This is a genomic window from Streptomyces sp. SS8, from assembly GCF_054072955.1.
Genome location: NZ_JBSVCZ010000006.1, coordinates 50,958 through 72,524, shown reverse-complemented (window position 1 = coordinate 72,524; position 21,567 = coordinate 50,958). Strand labels below are relative to the sequence as shown.

Below are 21,567 nucleotides of genomic sequence, written 5' to 3'. Positions count from 1 at the left end.
TGTGGTGTCCCGGGCGTGGGCCCGGGGAGCCCGCGAGAGTCATGGGGAATCCGTGCGTGAATACCTGCTGACGCTGTGCGTCACGGCCGCGGTCACCTACCTCCTCACCGGTCCGGTGAGGAAGTTCGCGATCGCGGCGGGCGCGATGCCCGAGATCCGTGCCCGTGACGTGCACCGTGAACCGACGCCCCGGCTCGGCGGCATCGCCATGTTCGGCGGGCTGTGCGCGGGCCTGCTGGTGGCCTCCCAGCTCACCAACGTCGGCGACGTCTTCCGGCTCTCCGACGAGCCCCGTGCGCTGCTGGCCGGCGCGGGCCTGATCTGGCTGCTGGGCGTCCTGGACGACAAGTGGGGCGTGGACGCGCTGATCAAGCTAGGCGGCCAGATGATCGCCGCGGGCGTGATGGTCTGGCAGGGCCTGACGATCCTGTGGCTGCCGGTGCCGGGCGTGGGCAACGTCGCGCTGACCCCGCTGCAGGGCACGCTGCTGACGGTGGCGGTGGTCGTCGTCACCATCAACGCGGTCAACTTCGTCGACGGCCTGGACGGCCTGGCCTCGGGCATGGTCGGCATCGCGGCCGCGGCGTTCTTCATGTACGCCTACCGGATCTGGTACGGCTACGGCATCGAGGCCGCGGCCCCCGCGACGCTCTTCGCCGCCGTCCTGATGGGCATGTGCCTGGGCTTCCTGCCGCACAACATGCACCCCGCGCGGATCTTCATGGGCGACTCCGGATCGATGCTCATCGGCCTGGTGCTGGCCGCCGGGGCGGTCTCCATCACCGGCCAGGTCGATCCGGACGTCATCACCGACACCACCGGCTCGGTCAAGACCACGGTCCAGACGATGGTGCCGGTCTACATGCCGGTGCTGCTGCCGCTGACGATCATCGCGGTGCCCATCGCCGACCTGGTGCTGGCGGTGGTGCGGCGCACCTGGCGGGGCCAGTCGCCGTTCGCCGCCGACCGCGGCCATCTGCACCACCGGCTGCTGGAGATCGGCCACTCCCACAGCCGGGCGGTGCTGATCATGTACTTCTGGTCGGCGCTGATCGCCTTCGGCGCGGTGGCCTTCTCGGTGCGCTCCTCCAGTCTGGTCATCGTGCTCGCGATCGTGCTGCTGAGCGCGGTGGGGCTGGTGATCCTGCTGCTGCCGAGGTTTACCCCGAGGGTGCCCGGCTGGGCGCAGCGGCTCGTGCCGCCGCGCTACCGCTCCCGGCGCGGTCCGGGCCGGCGGTCCGGGACGGAGGCGGTGGACGAGGGCGCGGACGTGGACGAGGGCGCGGGGACCGGTCCGGAGGCCGGGCGGCGGCCCGCGGGGGCGACGGCGCTCGGCGAGTACGATCGCCTGGTGCGCGACGGCCGCCCCACGGCCGACCACCGCTCATAGCAGTCCCGCCGCCGTTCGTCCCCGTGGGGTACCGCCGGCTGACCCACTCGTGTGACAGTCCGCACACGAACTAGGTAAAGACCTCATCAAATAGTTTGTGATACCGTTCACGAGTCCGGCGAGAAGGCCGGTGGCCTCCAGTGCCCCCGATCAGCGAGTCCGTTCCGCCGGGCGACCACAGCTTTCGAAGGTCACGCACCGCCCCCCGTAGACCACCCTGCTGGAGCAGCGTTTATGCAGTCGAACGACGCCCGGATCCTTCGTGGCGCCGCGATTCCCTCAGCCGGTGCCGGCCTGGTCGGCGTGATCGTCGGCGCGGTCGTCTCGGGAGGCGAGGGCGCCCTGGGAGCAGGCCTGGCCACCGTGGTGGTGCTCGCGTTCTTCGGCGCGGGCCTCCATGTGCTCGGCCGGGTCGGACGGCAGTGGCCCGAACTCCTCCTCGGAGCGGGATTCCTGGTCTACACGACCCAGGTGATCGCCATGTTCGTGGTGATGAGGCTCCTGCGGGACGCCACCTTCATGGACGGCCGTGTGTTCGGCTTCACGGTGCTGGCCTGCCTCCTGGTGTGGCTCGCCGCCCAGGCGTGGACGCACACCCGCCTCAAGACCCCGTACGTGGAGCCCGCCGGGACCGGCAAGGGATCCACGGGCTCCTCCGCCGCGGAAACCCGCGCGTGATCGGGAACAGCGCGAAGGCTCCGGGCAGGGGCGGTGGGAAGCCACACCCGCCGGGCTGCTATCGTCCGACGCCGAGAGGGCCGCGAGCCTTGGAGAAGGCGCTGTGCGGGACAGCGCCGGACGCTCCTCGCCTCTTCACGGGCCGTCCTGCCGCCGCGCCGGCCGGCTCCCTCCCGCCCACCCCCAGTCCAGTGCCGCCCCGTGGCCCAGCGCCATGCCGACCCCCCGAGGTAGCCGTACCCATGCGTCCGACCGAAGGAGCTCGCGGTGAGTAGTGACCAGTTGCTCGCCTTCGAGGTTGACTGCCACCTGTTCAAGGACTGTGGCTTCGAGGCCCCCAGTGTGTGGTCGTTCCTCTTCGACCCGATCTTCGAGGTCGGCGGGTTCGAGTTCAACAAGCCGATGCTCCTCGCGCTCATCGGCACGGCCGCGATCCTCACGTTCTTCTGGGCGGCGTTCTCCAAGCCCAAGGTGGTCCCCGGCAAGCTGCAGATGGTCGCCGAGGCGCTGTACGAGTTCGTGCGCCGGGGCATCGCCCGGGAGGTGATGGGCAAGAAGGGCGACGCCTTCGTCCCGCTGCTGGTGTCGCTGTTCTTCTTCGTGTGGATGCTGAACCTCTGGGCGATCATCCCCATCGCCCAGTTCCCGGTCAGCTCGGTCATCGCCTACCCGGCCGGCCTCGCGTTCGTGGTCTGGGTCACCTACATGACGGTGACGTTCAAGACGAACGGTTTCGTCGGCGGCATCCGCAACCTCTGTGTCCCCGGCGGTCTGCCCAAGCCGATCTACGTGCTGCTCACGCCGATCGAGTTCATCTCCAACATCTTCGTGCGGCCCTTCACGCTGGCGGTCCGGCTCTTCGCGAACATGTTCGCCGGCCACATCCTGATCCTGATCTTCACGATCGCCACCTGGTACATGCTCGGCACCTTCCTCGGCACCCTCTACGCGACCGCCTCGTTCGCGATGACCGTGGTGCTGACGGTCTTCGAGCTGTTCATCCAGGCGCTGCAGGCCTACGTCTTCACCGTGCTGACCGCCACCTACCTCTCCCAGGCCCTGGAAGAGGCGCACTGACCGGACCGGCACCGCGGTCCCGACCAGCCACCACCCGCCCAACCCCAGACGTCCGGTGGACCAACCACCCACCGGCCCACCAAGAGAAGGAACCCAAGGAATGTCTGCTCTGGAGACCCTCGCAGCTGTCGAAGGCAACGTCGGCACCATCGGCTACGGCCTCGCCGCGATCGGCCCCGGTATCGGCATCGGCATCATCTTCGGTAACGGTGTGCAGGCCATCGCCCGCCAGCCCGAGGCCGCCGGCCTCATCCGCCAGAACATGCTGCTCGGTTTCGCGGTCGTCGAGGCCCTGGCGCTGATCGGCTTCGTCGTTCCCTTCATCCTCAGCTGATACAGGCAGCTGAAATCGACGAAAGGTCCACCATGATGAACCTGGCAGCTTCGGAACCGCAGTCCCCGCTGCTTCCGGTCTGGCCCGAGGTCGTCATCGGCCTGATCGCCTTCGGCATCGTCTTCTTCGTGTTCGCCAAGAAGCTCCTCCCGGCCATCAACAAGGCCCTGGACGAGCGCCGCGAGGCGATCGAGGGGGGCATCGAGAAGGCCGAGGCTGCTCAGGCCGAGGCGCAGCAGACGCTCGAGGAGTACCGAGTCCAGCTCGCCGAGGCTCGTCACGAGGCCGCGCGCCTGCGCCAGGAGGCGCAGGAGCAGGGCGCCGCGCTCATCGCCGAGATGCGCGAGGAAGGCCAGCGGCAGCGTGAGGAGATCATCGCCGCGGGCCACGCCCAGATCGAGGCCGACCGCCGGCAGGCCGCGCAGTCGCTGCGCCAGGACGTTGGCAAGCTCGCCACCGACCTGGCCGGCAAGCTGGTCGGCGAGTCCCTGGAGGACGTCGCCCGGCAGAGCCGCACGATCGACCGCTTCCTCGACGAACTCGAGGAGAAGGCGGTCTCCGCCGAGTCCTCTGGAGCCGCCCGATGAACGGAGCGAGTCGCGAGGCACTGGCCGCCGCCCGCGGGCGACTGGACGCGCTGACGGACTCCACGTCCGTCGACGCGGCCCGGCTCGCCGAGGAGCTGGCCGCGGTCACCGCGCTGCTCGACCGCGAGGTGTCGCTGCGCCGGGTCCTGACCGACCCGGCGCAGCCCGGCGAGGCCAAGGCCGAGCTGGTCGGACGCCTGCTGGGCGGCCAGGTCGGCGGAGAGGCCGTCGATCTGGTCTCCGGTATGGTCCGCTCCCGCTGGTCGCGCTCGCGCGACCTGGTGGACGCGGTCGAGCAGCTCGCCGACGTCGCCGACCTCACCGCGGCCGAGCGTGACGGCACGCTGGACGACGTGGAGGACGAGCTGTTCCGGTTCGCCCGGACGGTGGCCTCCTCCCCGGAGCTGCGTGCGGCTCTCGGCGGCAAGATCACCGACGACAGCCTGAAGGCGGCCAAGACCGAGCTGCTGCGGCGGCTGCTGGGCGGCCGGGCCAAGCCCGCCACCGAGCGACTGGTCGTCCGCCTCGTGCGCCAGCCGCGTGGCCGTAGTCTTGAAGGAGGGCTCGAAGCCCTCTCCAGGCTGGCCGCCGAGCGCCGCGACCGCTCGGTCGCGGTGGTCACCTCGGCCGTACCGCTCAGTGACCGCCAGAAGCAGCGCCTCGGCGCGGCCCTGGCGAGGCTCTTCGGGCGGGAGATGCACCTCAATCTGGACGTGGACCCGGAGGTCCTCGGCGGAATCCGGGTGCGGGTCGGCGACGAGATCATCGACGGCACCGTCTCGGAACGCCTCGAAGGGGCGACCCGGCGGATGGCGAGCTGAGCCCACGGCCGGCGGACACCGCGGGCGGTAGGCCACACCAACTCAAGAAGCAGTACTGGCGGCCCGAGTTGGGCCGTAGCAGACACATACGGGCCCAACAAGGAGAGCAGGGAACCCAGATGGCGGAGCTCACGATCCGGCCGGATGAGATCCGGGACGCGCTGGAGAACTTCGTCCAGTCGTACAAGCCGGACGCGGCCTCGCGCGAAGAGGTCGGGACGGTCAGCCTTGCCGGTGACGGCATTGCGAAGGTCGAGGGTCTTCCCTCGACCATGGCGAACGAGCTGCTGAAGTTCGAGGACGGCACCCTCGGCCTCGCCCTCAACCTCGAGGAGCGCGAGATCGGCGCGGTCGTCCTCGGCGAGTTCAGCGGCATCGAGGAGGGCCAGACGGTGCGCCGCACCGGCGAGGTCCTCTCCGTCGCGGTCGGCGACGGTTACCTCGGCCGTGTCGTCGACCCGCTGGGCAACCCGGTCGACGGCCTCGGCGAGATCGAGACCGAGGGCCGCCGCGCCCTCGAGCTGCAGGCCCCCACGGTCATGCAGCGCAAGTCGGTGCACGAGCCGATGGAGACGGGCTACAAGGCCGTCGACGCGATGACCCCGATCGGCCGCGGCCAGCGCCAGCTGATCATCGGCGACCGCCAGACCGGCAAGACGGCCCTGGCGATCGACACGATCATCAACCAGCGCGACAACTGGCGCTCCGGCGACCCGAGCAAGCAGGTCCGCTGCATCTACGTCGCCGTCGGCCAGAAGGGCTCCACCATCGCCTCCGTGCGCGCGGCGCTGGAGGAGAACGGCGCGCTGGAGTACACCACCATCGTCGCCGCCCCGGCGTCCGACCCGGCGGGCTTCAAGTACCTGGCGCCCTACACCGGCTCGGCCATCGGCCAGCACTGGATGTACCAGGGCAAGCACGTCCTGATCATCTTCGACGACCTGTCCAAGCAGGCCGACGCCTACCGCGCCGTGTCCCTGCTGCTGCGCCGTCCGCCGGGCCGCGAGGCCTACCCGGGCGACGTCTTCTACCTGCACTCCCGGCTGCTGGAGCGCTGCGCCAAGCTCTCGGACGAGATGGGCGCCGGTTCGATGACCGGTCTGCCGATCATCGAGACCAAGGCGAACGACGTGTCGGCGTTCATCCCGACCAACGTCATCTCCATCACCGACGGCCAGTGCTTCCTGGAGTCCGACCTGTTCAACGCGGGCCAGCGCCCGGCGCTGAACGTCGGTATCTCCGTCTCCCGAGTCGGTGGCTCGGCCCAGCACAAGGCCATGAAGCAGGTCTCCGGCCGGCTCCGTGTGGACCTCGCCCAGTTCCGCGAGCTGGAGGCGTTCGCCGCCTTCGGTTCCGACCTGGACGACGCCTCCAAGGCGGCGCTGGAGCGCGGTAAGCGCATGGTCGAGCTGCTCAAGCAGTCGCAGTACGCGCCGTACCCGACCGAGGACCAGGTCGTCTCCATCTGGGCGGGCACCACCGGCCGTATGGACGACGTCCCCGTCGAGGACATCCGGCGCTTCGAGAGCGACCTGCTGGAGCACCTGCACCGCGAGCGCAAGGACCTGATGACCGGCATCCGCGAGGGCGGCAAGATGTCCGACGACACCCTCCAGTCGCTGTCGGACGCCATCGCCTCCTTCAAGAAGCAGTTCGAGACCTCGGACGGCAAGCTGCTGGGCGAGGGCTGAGCATGGGCGCGCAGGTCAGGATCTACAAGCGGCGGATTCGCTCCGTCAGCGCGACCAAGAAGATCACCAAGGCGATGGAGATGATCTCCGCGTCGCGCATCGTCAAGGCACAGCGCCAGGTGGCCGCGTCGACTCCGTACGCCGACGAGCTGACCCGGGCCGTCGCGGCCGTCGCCACCGGTTCCGACACCCAGCACCCGCTGACCACCGAGGCCGAGAAGCCGGCCCGCGCCGCGGTCCTGCTCGTCACGAGCGACCGCGGTCTGGCGGGCGGCTACTCCGCCAACGCGATCAAGGCGGCCGACCGGCTGACCGAGCGGCTGCGGGCCGAGGGCAAGGAGGTCGACTCCTACATCATCGGCCGCAAGGGCGTGGCCTACTACGGCTTCCGCGACCGGAAGGTCGCCCAGTCGTGGACGGGCTTCACCGACCGGCCGTCGTACGCCGACGCCAAGGCCGTCTCCGGGCCGCTGATCGAGGCGGTCCGCAGGGACACGGCTGAGGGCGGCGTGGACGAGCTGCACATCGTCTTCACGGAGTTCGTGTCGATGATGACGCAGAACCCGGTGGAGAAGCGGATGCTGCCGCTCAGCCTCGACGAGGTCACGCAGCAGGTGGAGAAGCAGGAGCGGATCCGCCCGCTGTACGACTTCGAGCCGTCGGCGGAGGAGGTTCTGGACGCACTGCTGCCGCGGTACGTCGAGAGCCGTATCTACAACGCGCTGCTGCAGTCCGCCGCCTCCGAGCACGCCGCCCGCCGGCGCGCGATGAAGTCGGCGACGGACAACGCCGAGGACCTCATCAAGTCGCTCACGCGGCTTGCCAACCAGGCCCGCCAGGCCGACATCACCCAGGAAATCAGCGAGATCGTCGGTGGTGCCAGCGCGCTGGCCGACGCTTCTGCGGGGAGTGACTGACAACTATGACCACCACTGTTGAGCCGACCGCTGCGGCGGGCGTGGCCACCGGCCGCGTCGCGCGGGTCATCGGCCCGGTCGTCGACGTGGAGTTCCCCGTCGACGCGATGCCGGAGATCTACAACGCGCTGACCGTCGAGGTCGCCGACCCGGCCGAGGAGGGTGCGAAGAAGACCCTCACCCTCGAGGTCGCCCAGCACCTGGGCGAGGGCCTGGTCCGCGCGATCTCCATGGAGCCGACCGACGGCCTGGTCCGCCAGGCCCCGGTGACCAACACCGGCCGCGGCATCACCGTGCCCGTCGGCGACGTCACCAAGGGCCGGGTGTTCAACACCCTGGGCCGCATCCTGAACGAGCCGGAGGCCGAGTCCGAGGTCACCGAGCGCTGGGAGATCCACCGCAAGGCCCCGGCCTTCGACCAGCTCGAGTCCAAGACCGAGATGTTCGAGACCGGCCTGAAGGTCGTCGACCTGCTGACCCCGTACGTCAAGGGCGGCAAGATCGGTCTGTTCGGCGGCGCGGGCGTCGGCAAGACCGTCCTCATCCAGGAAATGATCATGCGTGTGGCCAAGCTGCACGAGGGCGTTTCCGTGTTCGCCGGCGTCGGCGAGCGCACCCGTGAGGGCAACGACCTCATCGAGGAGATGGCCGAGTCCGGCGTTCTCCCGCAGACCGCGCTGGTCTTCGGCCAGATGGACGAGCCCCCGGGCACCCGTCTGCGCGTGGCCCTGGCCGGTCTGACGATGGCGGAGTACTTCCGCGACGTCCAGAAGCAGGACGTGCTGTTCTTCATCGACAACATCTTCCGCTTCACCCAGGCCGGTTCCGAGGTGTCCACCCTGCTGGGCCGCATGCCCTCCGCGGTGGGTTACCAGCCGAACCTGGCGGACGAGATGGGTCTGCTCCAGGAGCGCATCACCTCCACCCGCGGCCACTCGATCACCTCGATGCAGGCGATCTACGTGCCCGCGGACGACCTGACCGACCCGGCCCCGGCGACGACCTTCGCCCACCTGGACGCGACCACCGTTCTGTCGCGTCCGATCTCGGAGAAGGGCATCTACCCGGCGGTGGACCCGCTGGACTCCACCTCCCGGATCCTGGACCCCCGGTACATCTCCAAGGACCACTACGAGTGCGCCTCGCGCGTCAAGGGGATCCTGCAGAAGTACAAGGACCTCCAGGACATCATCGCCATCCTCGGCATCGACGAGCTCGGCGAGGAGGACAAGCTGGTCGTCCACCGCGCCCGCCGTATCGAGCGCTTCCTGTCGCAGAACACCCACGCGGCGAAGCAGTTCACCGGCCTGGACGGATCGGACGTTCCGCTGGACGAGTCGATCGCGGCGTTCAACGCGATCGCCGACGGCGAGTACGACCACTTCCCGGAGCAGGCGTTCTTCATGTGCGGTGGCCTGGACGACCTCAAGGCCAAGGCCAAGGAGCTGGGCGTCTCCTGACGTCCGCGCCCCACGACAGGGGGCGGGTGAAGCCCGCCCCCTGTCCCGCGCACCGTTATTCTGTGAAAACCCCAGTTTCGAGGAGCCACTGTGGCTGAGCTGCACGTCGAGTTGGTCGCCGCGGACCGCAAGGTCTGGTCGGGCGAGGCCAGCCTGGTCGTCGCGCGCACCTCGTCGGGTGATATCGGCGTCATGCCCGGCCACCAGCCGCTGCTCGGTGTGCTGAAGCCGGGCCCGGTGACGATCCGTACGACCGGCGAGAGCGGGGGCGGCACCGTCGTCGCCGCGGTGCACGGCGGCTTCATCTCCTTCGCGGACAACAAGCTGTCGCTGCTCGCGGAGATCGCGGAGCTGTCCGAGGAGATCGATGTCCAGCGCGCCGAGCGCGCACTGGATCGGGCGAAGTCGGAGGCGGACGCCGCCGCCGAGCGCCGCGCCGAGATCCGGCTTCGGGCCGCCTTGGCGAGCGCGCGCTGAGACCCGCGCGCATGTAGGTGCCCCAGCCGCGGACCGCATCGGAGCATAGCTCCGGAGCGGTCCGCGGCTGAGGTGATTGCTGGCTGCTGTACGGACGGACGAGGCGAGGAGGTCGGTGAAGATGGTCCTCGCTCTCGTGCTGTCCGGGGCGGTGCTGGCTCTGGTGCTGCTGGGACTTTTCGCCTTCGGGCTGCGGCGGCGGCTGATCCAGCGGCCGGGCGGCACCTTCGACTGCAGCCTGCGGTGGGGCGCGCCGGATCCCGGCGAGGGAGCCGAGGCCGGCGGCAAGGGCTGGGTGTACGGCGTCTCCCGCTACAGCGGGGACCGGGTCGAGTGGTTCCGGGTCTTCTCCTACGCGCCGCGGCCGCGCCGCCTGCTGGAGCGGGAGGCGATCGAGGTGCTGGAGCGCCGCAGGCCCGAGGGGGACGAGGAGCTGGCGCTCCTGTCGGACTCGGTGATCCTGGCCTGCTCGCACCGCGGCACCCGGGTGGAGCTGGCGATGAGCGAGGACGCCCTGACCGGCTTCCTCGCCTGGCTCGAAGCAGCCCCCCCAGGTCAGAGGGTTAATGTCGCCTGAGCGGTGCCCCCGTTGTCTGGGGGTGCCCCCGGACGGAGTCTGGGGGAGGGTTAATGTCGCCTGAGCGGTGCCCCCGTTGTCTGGGGGTGCCCCCGGACGGAGTCTGGGGGAAGGTTGACGTCGCCTGAGCGGTGTCCCGGTGCTTGGGGGCGTCCCCGGACGGAGCCCCGGGGGAGTACGGACAGCGAACCGGGGAGACGGCGTGCGGGCCGTCTCCCCGGTTCTGTCACTTCCGGTGGTGCGTGGGGCGGGTCACCGCCCGGGCGTCACTTGTTCAGCCCGTTGTGGATGGCGGTGATCAGCTCGCCGTTGGCGGTGTCCCCGCTGATCTCCCAGAAGAAGGCTCCGCCGAGCTTCTGCTGCTTGGCGTAGTCCATCTTCCCCGTGATGGTGGCCGGGGTGTCGTAGCTCCACCACTCGTTGCCGCAGTGCGCGTAGGCGGTGCCGGCTATGACTCCGTTGGCAGGGCAGCGCTCCTTGAGGATCTTGTAGTCCTCGATGCCCGCCTCGTGCTTGCCCGGTGCGGCGCCGGTGGCGGTGCCGCCCGGCTCCTTCTGGGTCACGCCGGTCCAGCCGCGGCCGTAGAAGCCGATGCCCAGCAGCAGCTTCTCGGCGGGGACGCCCTTGGCCTTGAGCTTCCTGATCGCGGCGTCGGTGTTGAACGCCTCGTTCGGGATGCCGGCGTACGAGGTCAGCGGCGAGTGCGGGGCGGTCGGCCCGGTCTTGTCCCAGGCGCCGAAGTAGTCGTACGTCATCACGTTGTACCAGTCGAGGTACTGCGCGGCGCCGCCGTAGTCCGCAGAGTCGATCTTGCCGCCGCTGGAGGCGTCGGCGGTGATCGCGGCGGTCACGAGCTGCTTGCCGAACTCGGCGCGGAAGGCCTGGGCCATGGTCCGCATCACGGCCGGGCCGCTGGTGTCACAGGTCAGACCGCAGGCGTTGGGGTACTCCCAGTCCAGGTCGATGCCGTCGAACAGACCCTGCCAGCGCGGGTCGTTGACCAGCTGGTTGCAGGACTTGGCGAACGCGGCCGGGTTCTTCATGGCGTCGGGGAAGCCGCCGGACCAGGTCCAGCCGCCGAAGGACCACAGGACCTTGATGTGCGGGTACATCTTCTTCAGTTTCAGCAGCTGGTTGAAGTTGCCGCGCAGCGGCTGGTCCCAGGTGTCGGCCTTGCCGTCGACGCTCTGCTCGGCGGTGTAGGCCTTGTCGGTCGCGGCGAAGGCGTCACCGATGGTGCACTTGCCGCCCTGGACGTTGCCGAAGGAGTAGTTGATGTGGGTCAGCTTCTCGGCGGAGCCGGAGGTGACGATGTCCTTCACGTGGTAGTTGCGGCCGTAGATGCCCCACTCGGTGAAGTACCCCAGGTTGACGTACTGGCCGGGGGTGCCGCCCCCGCCGTCGCCGCCGGTGGTCCTGACGGTGACGGAGCCGCTGGCCGGTCCGGTCTGGTCGGCGGTGTCGCGCGCCACCACCGAGTAGGTGTAGGAGGTGCCGGCCTTCAGACCGGAGTCGGTGTGGGAGGTGCCGGTGACGGTGGCGACCTTGGCGCCGTTGCGCAGGACGTCGTAGTTCTTGACGCCCTTGTCGTCGCTCGCGGCGCCCCAGTTCAGCTTCACCGATGTGTCGGTGATGTTGCTCGCGGTGGGGGTACCGGGTGCGCCGGGCGGGGCGTCCTCGGGGTTCCCCCCGCCCGAGCCGTCGCAGGGGCGGCCGTTGAGTGTGCAGGCGGAGGGGGAGCCGGTGCCGGTGCCGTTGAAGCCGAAGCTGACGCTGGCCCCGGGGGAGAGGGTGCCGTTCCAGCTCATGTTCTTGGCGGTGTAGGTGTTGCCGGAGCTGGTGACGGAGGCGTCCCAGGCGGAGCCGACCCTGGTGCCGGTGGGGAAGTCCCACTTCAGCGTCCAGCCGCTGATGGTGGTGTCACCGGTGTTCTTGATCGTCCACTTGCCCTCGAAGCCGCTGCCCCAGTCGGAGGGCTTGGAGAAGGTGGCGGTCGCCTGCTCGGCGGCCTGGGCGGGGGATGCCAGGGCGACCAGGGCGCCGAGGGGCATCAGCATCGCGGCCGCGGCCGCTACGGCTTTCCGTCTGATGCGGTGTGCGGTGGTGTTCGTTCTCAAGAGCGCTCCTCGCACAGGGCCCGGTGCCGGACCGGGCCGTTGGGGGTCTCCTGCGCCGCTCGTGGAGAGTGCCATGAGCATGGCATGGGCGTGCAGTTGACCTGGAGCGTAGATTGGTCTGGACCACCGGTCAACAGGTATGCACCAATGAGGAATTCATTCCCCGGTCACACCCAACTCCCGCGCCAGCACCGCGGCCTGCACCCTGCTGCGCAGCTCCAGCTTCGCCAGCAGCCGGCTGACATGCGTCTTCACCGTCGCCTCCGCCATCGACAGCCGCACGGCGACCTCCGCGTTGGACAGCCCCTCGCCCAGGCACGCCAGCACCTCGCGCTCGCGCCGGGTGAGGGCGTCGAGCACGTCGGGGTCGGCCCGGCGCCCACCCCCGGGCACGGCGGAGGAGCGGGCGAACTCCCGGATCAGCCGCCGCGTCACGACCGGGGCGATCACACCCTCACCGCGCGCCACCGCCCGTACCGCGTCCACCAGCTGCGCCGCCTCGCTGTCCTTGAGCAGGAAGCCCGCGGCGCCCGCGCGCAGCGCGCCGAAGACATACGCGTCGAGGTCGAAGGTGGTCAGCACCAGCACATCGGCCAGCCCCTCGCCGACCACCCGCTCGGTCGCCGAGACCCCGTCCAGACGCGGCATCCGCACATCCATCAGCACCAGATCCGGCCGGAGTTCACGGGCCAGCCGCACCGCCTCCTCGCCGTCCGGTGCCTCCCCGACGACCTCGATGTCCGGCGCACCGCGCAGGATCAGGACGAGTCCGGCGCGCACCGCCGACTGGTCCTCGGCCACGAGCACCCGGATGGTCATGCCCCGTCCCCTCTCCTCGTTCCGGCCCCACCGGCCCCACCGGCCTCACCGGCCCCGCCGTCCGCGATGCCGTGGACGGCATCCCCCAGGGGCAGCACCGCCCGCACCTCCCACCGTGTGCCGCCGGCCGTCCGGACCGGGCCCGCGCCGAAGACGCCGCCCAGCAGTTCGGCGCGCTCGCGCATCCCGACCAGCCCGGCGCCCGAACCGGGGGCGCGCGGTCCGGGGCGCCGGTCGCAGGGGCTGGTGACGGTGACGGTCAGCGCGCCGTCACCCCTGCCGCCGCCCTCCTGGCCCGGCGACTCCAGCACGACGGCCACCTCCCCGGGGGAGGCGTGCTTGAGCGCGTTCGTCAGAGCCTCCTGCACGATGCGGTAGGCCGCCAGCTCCACGGGCGCCGGCAGGGGGCCGCCGGAGCGCTCGTCGCGCAGGGCGAAACCGAGCCCTCCGGCCGCACCGTGCCTGCGGGCATGGGACAGCAGCGCGTCCAGGCCGCCCAGGGTCGGCGCGGCGGACACCTCCTCGTCAACCCCCGCCGTCCGCAGCAGACCGATCAGACGGCGCATCTCGGCCAGCCCGTGCACGCTGTTCTCGCGGATGACCGCCAGCGCGTCCCCGGTGGCGGCGCGGTCGTCGAGCGACTGCGCCGCGGTGGCGTGGATGGCGATGGCGGAGAGGTGGTTCGCCACCACGTCGTGCAGTTCGCGGGCCATCCGGGCGCGCTCGGCGGTGACGGCCTGGACGCGGTCCATCTCCGCCAGCAACGCGGTCTGCTGGGCGCGCAACCGTTCGGCGGCCGCGGCGTTGCGGTGGTCGCGGACGATGAGGCCCGTCCACGCCGGGCCGACCGTGACCAGCCCGCAGACGACGCCCACCAGCAGCGCCTGGGGTTCGCGGGTGGCGGCCAGGGCGCCCACGGTCACGGCGGCGGTCAGCGCGGCACTCGCCGGCGGCACCACCCGCGACAGCCTCGGCCCGCCGTGGAGCACGGCCGCGTAGACCACGTCGGAGAACATCACGATCGTCGCCAGCAGCGACCGGGTGACCAGATCGCCGGCCAGCGCGACCGTCCCCAGCACCAGCGCGGCGGACGGCGCGGTACGGCGCAGCGCCTCCGCCAGCGCCATCACCGCCAGCGGCAGCAGCACCCAGCCGCCTCCCAGGGGAGGGTGCGGGTTGTTGAACAGCCCCAGGGCCCACGAGGCCAGCCCGCCCACCAGGCCGGCGGCGGCGACCAGCAGGTCCCCGCGGGGCGGGAGGGGCAGGGGGAGACGGGCGGTGCTCACCCGGCCATCCAACACCGCCGCGCCGGCCGCCTCCGCGTCCGGGCCGGTACGGAAGCGGGCGGGATACATCGAAGGATGCAGTCCGGGATCGTCGCGGCAGACGACGCGCCGGGCCCGGACGGCGGCCAGGCTGGAGGCAGCGAACCAAGAGGAGGGGGCCGGCCGTGGTCGTCACACTGATCATCGTCTGCGAGGTGGCCTTCTGGGTGCTGCTGGCGGCCGGACTGGTGCTGCGCTACCCCGCCCGCAAGCCCCGCCTGGGCGCCGCCGTGCTGCTGTGCGAGCCGCTGCTGGAGGTGGTGCTGCTGGTCGTCACCGCGATCGACCTGAGGAACGGTGCCGAGGGCGACTGGAAGCACGGCCTGGCGGCCGTCTACATCGGCTTCACCGCGGCCTACGGTCACTACATGGTCAAGTGGGCCGACGGCCACTTCGCCCACCGCTTCGCGGGCGGTCCGCCGCCGGTGAAGCCGCCGAAGTACGGGATGGCGCGCGCCGTCCACGAGTGGAAGATGTGCGCCCGCTCGGTGCTCGGCGCGGTGATCGCCCTGGCGCTGCTCCAGGGCGCGGTCCTGTACGTCGGCGACGCGGAGCGGAGCGAGTCGCTGACGCAGTGGCAGCACAAGATGCTCTTCGTCATCGGCGTCAGCGTGGTCATCGCGGCCAGTTACACGATCTGGCCCAGGAAGCCGAAGGCGCCCTCCGGCGAACCGCGGGACCCCGCCGGCGCCCTGCCCGCCGACCGGGAGACGGCCGGGCGCTGACGCCCGGCGCCGGTGCGTGCGCCGGAGACGGCCGGGCCCCCGCTCCCGGAAGGGGACGGGGGCCTCGCACGACGGCGGCCGGAGCCCCGCGCGTCAGCGGTTCTCGCCGGGGACCCAGAGGATGTCGCCCACCTCCTTGTTGGCGGACCTGGCCAGGATGAACAGCAGGTCCGACAGCCGGTTGAGATAGGTGGCCGTCAGGCGGTTCATGACCTCGCCGTGCTCCTCCAGCGCCACCCACGTCGAACGCTCGGCGCGGCGCACGACCGTGCACGCCTGGTGGAGCAGGGCCGCGCCCGGGGTGCCGCCCGGGAGGATGAAGCTGCGCAGCTTCTCCAGATCGGCCAGGAAGCGGTCGCAGTCCGCCTCCAGCTTGTCGATGTAGCTCTGGCGCACCCGCAGCGGCGGGTACTCGGGGTTCTCCGCCACCGGCGTGGCCAGGTCCGCACCCACGTCGAACAGGTCGTTCTGCACCCGGACCAGGACCTTGGTGATCTCCTCGGGCAGATCGCCGAGCGCGATGGCCACCCCGATCGCGGCGTTGGCCTCGTTGGCGTCGGCGTAGGCGGAGATGCGGGAGTCGGTCTTGGCGGTACGGCTCATGTCGCCGAGGGCGGTGGTGCCGTCGTCGCCGGTGCGCGTGTAGATGCGTGTCAGGTTGACCATGGACCGAGCCTAGCCACGCACGGGCTCCGCCGAGCGCAGGTGTGCCCACCGTCACGGCACCGCCGCGCGTCCAGCCCACCGCACCGCCCAACTGCGCGCGGCGGGCGACCGGATGACCCACGCGAGTGTGATGTCCGCCATGTGAGACGTGACGCGCATCTCTTCCCCGCCCACCGCGCGCTCACGGGCGCTAGGGTCCGCCTGAGAGTCGCACCGCAAAGCCGCAGAGGGGACATACACGTGGCCAAGAAGCTCGCCGTCATCGGAGCCGGACTCATGGGATCGGGCATCGCCCAGGTCTCCGCCCAGGCGGGCTGGGACGTGGTGCTGCGCGACGTCACCGACGAGGCGCTCAGGCGCGGCACGGACGGGATCCGGGCCTCCTACGACAAGTTCGTCTCCAAGGGGAAGCTGAGCGCCCAGGACGCGGAGGCGGCGCTCGGCCGCATCACCGCCACCACCGACCTCGACGCCGCGTCCGAGGCCGACATCGTGGTCGAGGCCGTCTTCGAGCGGATCGACGTCAAGCGGGAGATCTTCCGCGCGCTCGACGGCCTGGTGAAGGAGGAGGCCGTGCTCGCCTCCAACACCTCCGCCATCCCGATCACCAAGATCGCGGCGGTGACGGAGCGCCCCGAGCGGGTCGTGGGCACCCACTTCTTCTCCCCGGTGCCGATGATGCAGCTGTGCGAGCTGGTGCGCGGCTACAAGACGAGCGACGAAACCCTCGCGGCGGCAAGGGAGTTCGCCGAGGGCGTCGGCAAGACCTGTATCGTCGTCAACCGGGATGTCGCGGGCTTCGTCACCACCCGGCTGATCTCCGCCCTGGTCGTCGAGGCCGCCAAGCTCCACGAGTCGGGCGTGGCGACCGCCGAGGACATCGACATCGCCTGCAAGCTGGGCTTCGGGCACGCCATGGGTCCGCTGGCCACCGCGGACCTCACCGGCGTCGACATCCTGCTGCACGCCACGGAGAACATCTACACCGAGTCGCAGGACGAGAAGTTCGCCCCGCCGGAGGGGATGCGGCGCATGGTGGACGCCGGGGACATCGGCCGCAAGAGCGGCCAGGGCTTCTACCGCTACTGAACGAACCCGTACGGCACACGGACGGGTCGCCCCTACGGGTGAATTCGGTGTCGATTCGGCGGCGGACGGCAACTCCGCCGCCGAACAGGCGGTCAGTTGTGGTGAGACATAGGCAGACAACAGTCACGGATGGACCACTTCTTTTCCGGGGGAGCGGATATGCACATCAGGGGCGACCACGCTGAACTGGTCGTCGGAGGTCGCCTCGACGTCCGCAACGCGGCGGACGCCCGTTCGGTCCTGCACACCGCGGTCGACTCCGGGGAGGGCGATCTCGTGCTGGACCTCGCCGAGCTGGACTCGTGGGACGCCACCGGCCTCGGCGTGATCATGGGCGCGCACCGGCGGGCGGGCCGGTGCGGGCGCCGCCTCGTCCTGCGGGACGTGCCGCCCCAGATGCAGCGCCTGCTGGTGGCCACCCGTCTGCACCGCATCCTGGCCATCGAGGGCGGCGGGCTCACCGAGGGCGGGACGCTGACCAAGCCATAACTATTGGGTCAGGGCTCCCGTCCGGGCTTGCCCCCACTCCCGGGCCAGGCAATAGGGTTCTGGAACCCGCCGCCTACACTGCGCTGCGGACGGCCACCGGACCACGAGCGAAGGCCAGCGTACGGTCGGCCCTGGAGAGCTGAGCTTCGAGTACGCACCGCATCTGGGGGCACCCACCATGGACCCGAACGACCGGGGACCCGAGGAACAGGACAGCGGGAGCATCACCCGCGCGATCCCGCTCATAGCGGGCGAGTACCTGCTGACCGTCAACCCCGTCGACGGCAGCGAGATAGAGCCCTGCCCGCCCGGTGAGCACCCCGGCGCGCCCCACAGGCGCACCCCGGGGTCCCGCGCCGAGCGGGAGCGCGCCGCCGTGGCACCGCTCCCGACCGGGATCTCCCTGCCCGACCTGCCGCTGCTGGAGCGCACGGCGGAGCGCGAGCGCCTCCTCCAACTGCTCAGACGCGGACGCTCGGTCCGGCTCACCGGGGCGCCCGGCTCCGGGCGCACCTCCCTGCTGGCCGCCGTCGCCGCCGAGTGCGCCGACCTCGCCCCGGACGGCGTCATCCGGCTCAACGGCTGCCGGCGCACGGCCTCGGACGTGCTGTACGAGCTGTTCGCCGCCGTCCACGAAGCGCCCCGGCACCGACCCGACCGCGCCGAGCTGGAGGAGGCGGTGCGCGGCGTGGGCGCGGTCGTCCTGCTGGACGACGCCGAGTTCGGCGGCGAGGCGCTCGACTCCCTCCTCGACGCCACTCCCGAGTGCGCCTTCCTGATCACGGCCGAGCCCGGCGCCCCCGCGCCCTCCGCCGACGCGCCCCTGGAGGAGGTCGCCCTCTCGGGGATCAGCCGGGCCGCCTGCCGGGAGCTGATGGAGCACATCGTGCGCCGCCCGCTGACCGAGGACGAGGCGGCCTGGGTCGGGGATCTGTGGTTCGAGTCCGAGGGGCTGCCGCTGCGTTTCGTCCAGGCCGGCGCGCTGCTGCGGCAGCGCGACGCGGAGTCCGGGGACGGCGGCGAGGCGGACGGCGGGAACGCCGGGGACGCCGGCGGCGCCGAGGGGAGCGGCCGGGCCGGCGCACCGCTGCCGACGCTGGCCGAGGGCGCGGCCCCCGCCGCCCTCCTGGCCGCCCGGCTCTCCGACAGCACCCGCGAGGTGCTGCGCTTCGCCGTGGCGCTCGGCGGAGTGCTGCCGCACCCGGCCCATCTGCCCGCGCTGGTGGACGACGCCGACGCCGACGCCTCCCTGGGCGAACTGCTCGCCTGCGGCCTGGTCACCACCGCCGGCACGTACTACCGGCTCGCCCCGGACGTGACCGGGCAACTGGCCGACGCCGGATACGCCGAAGGAGCCGACGACCGCGCCCGCACCGCCGCCCAGCACTACGCCTGGTGGACCGGCCACCCCTCGGTCACCCCGGAGCGGGTGGCGCAGGAGGCCGAGGCGGTGCTCGCCGCCGTCCAGGGCGCCAAGCGAGGCGGTCACGCGAGCGCGGCCGTGCTGCTGGCCCGTACCGCCGCGCCCATGCTCGCCGCCTCGCTGCACTGGGGCCCCTGGGAGCGGATCCTGCGGGGCGGCCAGGAGGCGGCGCGTACGGCGGGCGAGGTCGCCGAGGAGGCGTACTTCCACCACGACCTCGGCGTGCTCGCCCTGTGCACCGGCCACCTGGACCGGGCCCGCGCCGAACTCGAGGCGTCCATCGGGCTGCGCGGAGTGCTCGCGGACCGCCGGGGCACGGTCGCTGGGCGGCGCGCGCTGGCCCTGGTCGAGGACCGCTTCGCGATCGAGGCCGAGGGCGGCCCGGAGAAGGCGGGCAAGGCGGCCGGGGAGCCCGGTGACGGCGGCGAGGCACTCGGCGGGCCGCTGCCCGTCGTCGTACCGCCCGCCGCGCCCGACGCCTCCGCCCCGCCCGCCCTCCCCAGACGCCAGAGCACGGCGAAGCCGCCCGGGGCCTTTCCACCGCCGCCCGCGGCGCAGACGCCGCCCGGACCGCAGAGCACCGGCGGCACGCCGTCGCTCGACAAGCTCCCGCCCGCCCTGGCGGTTCCGCCGGTGACGGTGGGCAGCGCCTTCGACGAGACGCCCGGCGGCGGCACCTTCGGCAGCGAGGCGCTGACCCGGCCGACGCCGTTCGTACGGCCCGGGTACGGCGAGGACGGCCCGGACGACGGCCGTCGCGGCCCGCGCGGACTGGCCCTGCGGGGAGCCCGGCGCAACGTCTTCGCGGCGGGCGCGGGCGCGCTGCTGGCCGCGCTGGTGGGCACGGTCGTCACCATCGGCATGACCGCGGGGGGCGAGGAGCCCGCCGGCAACGTCAACCCGGCGGTCACCTCCCGGGAGGACGACGGCATCACCGTCGACGAGCCCGCGCCGAGCTCCAGCGACGAGCGGGGGAAGAAGCCGGGAGCGAGCAGCGCGCCGGCCGTCCCCGGCGAGCCGTCCGGCAGCGAGACGGGCTCGGCCTCCCCGGACGCCTCCGAGTCGGATGACGCGTCCGGGGAGACGGAGGAGGAGAGGGGCACGACCTCCGGGGGTGGGGAGAAGGACACCGAGAAGCCCGGTGGGTCGACCACATCGGGCGGCGGTTCAGGTGGTGCAGGCGGTTCGGATTCCGGTGGTTCGGACTCTGGTGGTTCGGATTCAGGCGGCTCGGGCTCTGGTGGTTCGGGCTCTGGTGGTTCGGATTCAGGCGGCTCCGACTCCGGTGGTTCGGACTCTGGTGGTTCGGATTCCGGCGGCTCCGACTCCGGCGGCACGGAACCCGGGGGCTCCGACTCCCCGTCCCCGTCCACATCCACTCCTTCGGAGCCGACCACGGGCGGAGCCGGCGGGAGCGTCAGCGCCAGCGGACCCGCGCCGAGCACCGCCGCGCCGAGCAGCGGTCAGGCGTCCCAGGACTCCACGGAGAGCCCGGTCATCTGATCCGGGCCCGGAAGCCCGCGCACACCGGGGCCGGGCAGCGCTCGACGCGCGGCCCGGCCCCGGTGTGCGTACCGGGCAGCTCGCAACGGTCAGAACAGCCGCAGCTTGTCGTCCTCGATGCCGCGCAGCGCGTCGTAGTCGAGGACGACGCAGTCGATGCCGCGGTCCGTGGCCAGCACGCGCGCCTGCGGCTTGATCTCCTGGGCCGCGAACACCCCCCGTACCGGGGCGAGACGGGGGTCGCGGTTGAGCAGTTCCAGATAACGGGTGAGCTGCTCGACGCCGTCGATCTCGCCGCGCCGCTTGATCTCGATCGCGACGGTGGTCCCCTCCGCGTCCCGGCACAGGATGTCCACCGGCCCGATGGCGGTGGGGTACTCACGCCGTATCAGCGACCAGCCCTCGCCGAGGGTCTCCATTCGGTCAGCGAGGAGTTCCTGAAGGTGTGCCTCCACACCGTCCTTGATCAGGCCGGGGTCGACGCCGAGTTCGTGTGAGGAGTCGTGCAGGACCTCCTCCATGGTGATGATGAGTTTCTCCCCCGATTTGTTGACCACCGTCCAGACGCCGACGCCGTCCTCCTCGCCCTCCTTGAGGGTGCATGGTGGAGACATCCAGTTGAGGGGCTTGTAGGCCCTGTCGTCCGCATGGACCGAGACCGATCCGTCGGCCTTCACCAGGATGAGACGGGGAGCCGAGGGGAGGTGGGCGGTGAGCCTTCCGGCGTAGTCCACGGAGCAGCGGGCGATGACGAGACGCATGGTCGGTCACGCTACTGGACGGTGGGCGGTCCACGCGATTCGCCCCTGCTTCTCCCCGTTCGATCACCGTTCGGGCGTGGCTGGTTGTGTGCCCACAAGCCTGGTGCGGCAGTACGTGCGGGCATAACGTTGCAGCCTGGGGGTCGCCGTGCGAGATCACCCGGTTACGCGCAGCCCCGACATCACGTCCCTGAGGTCCTGGTATGCCCGGGATCGCGAGAGGAGAACCCATGTCGCTCGACGTCTCACCGGCCCTCCTGGAGCAGGCCGAGCGAGGCGAGGTCGATGAGGCGGCCTTCGTCGACTGCGTCCGTACGTCCCTGCCCTACGCATGGGACATGATCAGTTCTCTGGTGGCCCAGCTGCGGGTGGACGGCGGGGAGTTCGCCGACAACCAGACGCCGCCGCCGGACGAGCGGGCGCGGGGTCAGCTGCTGCGCGCACTCGCCAGCGACGCGATACGCGGCGCCCTGGAGCGCCACTTCGGGGTGAGACTGGCCTTCCAGAACTGCCACCGGGTCGCGGTCTTCCCGGTGGACTCCTCCGCGGACGAGCGGCTCGCCCGCTTCACCTCCGTCCGCGGCCAGCTCCTCAACCAGTCGCCGGAACTGCGCGACTGCTGACCGCGGGCGGACGGCGAG

General features: G+C 71.3%; 21 protein-coding genes. 16 read left to right on the top strand and 5 right to left on the bottom strand.

What is annotated here, in order from left to right:
- The first annotated feature begins 52 nt into the window (after positions 1-52).
- The 11 genes from ACW69E_RS08025 to ACW69E_RS07975 all read left to right on the top strand — a co-directional run bounded on the left by ACW69E_RS08025 (position 53) and on the right by ACW69E_RS07975 (position 10,009).
- On the top strand, positions 53-1,390 hold the full coding sequence (locus ACW69E_RS08025; protein WP_457497488.1) for an MraY family glycosyltransferase: 1,338 nt from the start codon (positions 53-55) through the stop codon (positions 1,388-1,390).
- 234 nt (positions 1,391-1,624) lie between these two features.
- On the top strand, positions 1,625-2,068 hold the full coding sequence (locus ACW69E_RS08020) for a hypothetical protein (RefSeq protein ID WP_457497487.1): 444 nt from the start codon (positions 1,625-1,627) through the stop codon (positions 2,066-2,068).
- A gap of 267 nt (positions 2,069-2,335) precedes the next feature.
- Positions 2,336-3,145, top strand: coding sequence for a F0F1 ATP synthase subunit A (gene atpB / locus ACW69E_RS08015; RefSeq protein ID WP_457497486.1), 810 nt, complete (start codon positions 2,336-2,338; stop codon positions 3,143-3,145).
- A 100-nt stretch (positions 3,146-3,245) separates the two neighbouring features.
- Positions 3,246-3,479: an ATP synthase F0 subunit C gene (gene atpE / locus ACW69E_RS08010; protein ID WP_031505870.1), complete on the top strand. Its 234-nt coding sequence runs from the start codon at positions 3,246-3,248 to the stop codon at positions 3,477-3,479.
- A gap of 32 nt (positions 3,480-3,511) precedes the next feature.
- Entirely contained in the window at positions 3,512-4,066 is a 555-nt protein-coding gene (locus ACW69E_RS08005) for a F0F1 ATP synthase subunit B (protein ID WP_457497485.1), read from the top strand.
- A complete protein-coding gene (locus ACW69E_RS08000) occupies positions 4,063-4,887 on the top strand; it encodes a F0F1 ATP synthase subunit delta (RefSeq protein WP_457497484.1) in 825 nt (274 codons plus the stop codon). Before ACW69E_RS08005 ends, ACW69E_RS08000 begins: the two co-directional genes overlap by 4 nt.
- 119 nt (positions 4,888-5,006) lie before the next feature.
- A complete protein-coding gene (gene atpA / locus ACW69E_RS07995; protein ID WP_457497483.1) occupies positions 5,007-6,578 on the top strand; it encodes a F0F1 ATP synthase subunit alpha in 1,572 nt (523 codons plus the stop codon).
- A 2-nt stretch (positions 6,579-6,580) separates the two neighbouring features.
- The gene (locus ACW69E_RS07990) at positions 6,581-7,495 is read left to right on the top strand and encodes a F0F1 ATP synthase subunit gamma (protein ID WP_237879741.1); all 915 of its coding nucleotides are present in this window, start codon (positions 6,581-6,583) and stop codon (positions 7,493-7,495) included.
- A 5-nt stretch (positions 7,496-7,500) separates the two neighbouring features.
- On the top strand, positions 7,501-8,955 hold the full coding sequence (gene atpD / locus ACW69E_RS07985; RefSeq protein WP_237879742.1) for a F0F1 ATP synthase subunit beta: 1,455 nt from the start codon (positions 7,501-7,503) through the stop codon (positions 8,953-8,955).
- A gap of 90 nt (positions 8,956-9,045) precedes the next feature.
- Positions 9,046-9,432 carry a F0F1 ATP synthase subunit epsilon gene (locus tag ACW69E_RS07980; protein WP_206349625.1) on the top strand — a complete coding sequence of 129 codons (387 nt, stop codon included), beginning with the start codon at positions 9,046-9,048 and terminating at the stop codon, positions 9,430-9,432.
- 121 nt (positions 9,433-9,553) lie between these two features.
- Positions 9,554-10,009: a DUF2550 domain-containing protein gene (locus ACW69E_RS07975; protein ID WP_457497482.1), complete on the top strand. Its 456-nt coding sequence runs from the start codon at positions 9,554-9,556 to the stop codon at positions 10,007-10,009.
- A gap of 266 nt (positions 10,010-10,275) precedes the next feature.
- Here ACW69E_RS07975 and ACW69E_RS07970 read toward each other — a convergent pair whose 3' ends face one another.
- The 3 genes from ACW69E_RS07970 to ACW69E_RS07960 form a co-directional block, all read right to left on the bottom strand.
- Positions 10,276-12,066, bottom strand: coding sequence for a glycosyl hydrolase family 18 protein (locus tag ACW69E_RS07970; RefSeq protein WP_457497622.1), 1,791 nt, complete (start codon positions 12,064-12,066; stop codon positions 10,276-10,278).
- Positions 12,067-12,282: 216 nt separating this feature from the next.
- Positions 12,283-12,945, bottom strand: a complete 663-nt coding sequence (locus tag ACW69E_RS07965) for a response regulator (RefSeq protein ID WP_457497481.1) — start codon at positions 12,943-12,945, stop codon at positions 12,283-12,285.
- Positions 12,942-14,231: a sensor histidine kinase gene (locus ACW69E_RS07960; protein WP_457497480.1), complete on the bottom strand. Its 1,290-nt coding sequence runs from the start codon at positions 14,229-14,231 to the stop codon at positions 12,942-12,944. Before ACW69E_RS07960 ends, ACW69E_RS07965 begins: the two co-directional genes overlap by 4 nt.
- A gap of 164 nt (positions 14,232-14,395) precedes the next feature.
- On the opposite strand from ACW69E_RS07960, the gene ACW69E_RS07955 reads away from it, so the two are divergent.
- Positions 14,396-14,995, top strand: coding sequence for a hypothetical protein (locus tag ACW69E_RS07955; protein ID WP_457497479.1), 600 nt, complete (start codon positions 14,396-14,398; stop codon positions 14,993-14,995).
- A gap of 93 nt (positions 14,996-15,088) precedes the next feature.
- Here ACW69E_RS07955 and ACW69E_RS07950 read toward each other — a convergent pair whose 3' ends face one another.
- Entirely contained in the window at positions 15,089-15,661 is a 573-nt protein-coding gene (locus ACW69E_RS07950; protein WP_457497478.1) for a cob(I)yrinic acid a,c-diamide adenosyltransferase, read from the bottom strand.
- A 240-nt stretch (positions 15,662-15,901) separates the two neighbouring features.
- Here ACW69E_RS07950 and ACW69E_RS07945 point away from each other — a divergent pair, with 240 nt between their 5' ends.
- The 3 genes from ACW69E_RS07945 (at position 15,902) to ACW69E_RS07935 (ending at position 20,165) form a co-directional block, all read left to right on the top strand.
- Positions 15,902-16,750, top strand: a complete 849-nt coding sequence (locus ACW69E_RS07945) for a 3-hydroxyacyl-CoA dehydrogenase family protein (protein WP_457497477.1) — start codon at positions 15,902-15,904, stop codon at positions 16,748-16,750.
- Between the two features lie 159 nt (positions 16,751-16,909).
- Entirely contained in the window at positions 16,910-17,239 is a 330-nt protein-coding gene (locus ACW69E_RS07940) for an STAS domain-containing protein (RefSeq protein WP_457497476.1), read from the top strand.
- A gap of 178 nt (positions 17,240-17,417) precedes the next feature.
- Positions 17,418-20,165, top strand: coding sequence for an ATP-binding protein (locus tag ACW69E_RS07935; RefSeq protein ID WP_457497475.1), 2,748 nt, complete (start codon positions 17,418-17,420; stop codon positions 20,163-20,165).
- A gap of 89 nt (positions 20,166-20,254) precedes the next feature.
- Here ACW69E_RS07935 and nucS read toward each other — a convergent pair whose 3' ends face one another.
- Positions 20,255-20,926: an endonuclease NucS gene (gene nucS, locus ACW69E_RS07930; RefSeq protein WP_457497474.1), complete on the bottom strand. Its 672-nt coding sequence runs from the start codon at positions 20,924-20,926 to the stop codon at positions 20,255-20,257.
- A 230-nt stretch (positions 20,927-21,156) separates the two neighbouring features.
- Between nucS and ACW69E_RS07925 the strand changes: the two genes are divergently transcribed.
- The gene (locus ACW69E_RS07925; RefSeq protein WP_206349617.1) at positions 21,157-21,549 is read left to right on the top strand and encodes an SCO5389 family protein; all 393 of its coding nucleotides are present in this window, start codon (positions 21,157-21,159) and stop codon (positions 21,547-21,549) included.
- Positions 21,550-21,567: the final 18 nt, after the last annotated feature.

Coding starts and splice junctions, on each gene's coding strand:
- ACW69E_RS08020 (WP_457497487.1), top strand. CDS start 1,625: ATGCAGTCGAACGACGCCCGGATCCTTCGTGGCGCCGCGATTCCCTCA.
- atpE (WP_031505870.1), top strand. CDS start 3,246: ATGTCTGCTCTGGAGACCCTCGCAGCTGTCGAAGGCAACGTCGGCACC.
- ACW69E_RS08005 (WP_457497485.1), top strand. CDS start 3,512: ATGATGAACCTGGCAGCTTCGGAACCGCAGTCCCCGCTGCTTCCGGTC.
- ACW69E_RS08000 (WP_457497484.1), top strand. CDS start 4,063: ATGAACGGAGCGAGTCGCGAGGCACTGGCCGCCGCCCGCGGGCGACTG.
- atpA (WP_457497483.1), top strand. CDS start 5,007: ATGGCGGAGCTCACGATCCGGCCGGATGAGATCCGGGACGCGCTGGAG.
- ACW69E_RS07990 (WP_237879741.1), top strand. CDS start 6,581: ATGGGCGCGCAGGTCAGGATCTACAAGCGGCGGATTCGCTCCGTCAGC.
- atpD (WP_237879742.1), top strand. CDS start 7,501: ATGACCACCACTGTTGAGCCGACCGCTGCGGCGGGCGTGGCCACCGGC.
- ACW69E_RS07975 (WP_457497482.1), top strand. CDS start 9,554: ATGGTCCTCGCTCTCGTGCTGTCCGGGGCGGTGCTGGCTCTGGTGCTG.
- ACW69E_RS07970 (WP_457497622.1), bottom strand. CDS start 12,066: ATGCTGATGCCCCTCGGCGCCCTGGTCGCCCTGGCATCCCCCGCCCAG.
- ACW69E_RS07965 (WP_457497481.1), bottom strand. CDS start 12,945: ATGACCATCCGGGTGCTCGTGGCCGAGGACCAGTCGGCGGTGCGCGCC.
- ACW69E_RS07950 (WP_457497478.1), bottom strand. CDS start 15,661: ATGGTCAACCTGACACGCATCTACACGCGCACCGGCGACGACGGCACC.
- ACW69E_RS07940 (WP_457497476.1), top strand. CDS start 16,910: ATGCACATCAGGGGCGACCACGCTGAACTGGTCGTCGGAGGTCGCCTC.
- ACW69E_RS07935 (WP_457497475.1), top strand. CDS start 17,418: ATGGACCCGAACGACCGGGGACCCGAGGAACAGGACAGCGGGAGCATC.
- nucS (WP_457497474.1), bottom strand. CDS start 20,926: ATGCGTCTCGTCATCGCCCGCTGCTCCGTGGACTACGCCGGAAGGCTC.
- ACW69E_RS07925 (WP_206349617.1), top strand. CDS start 21,157: ATGTCGCTCGACGTCTCACCGGCCCTCCTGGAGCAGGCCGAGCGAGGC.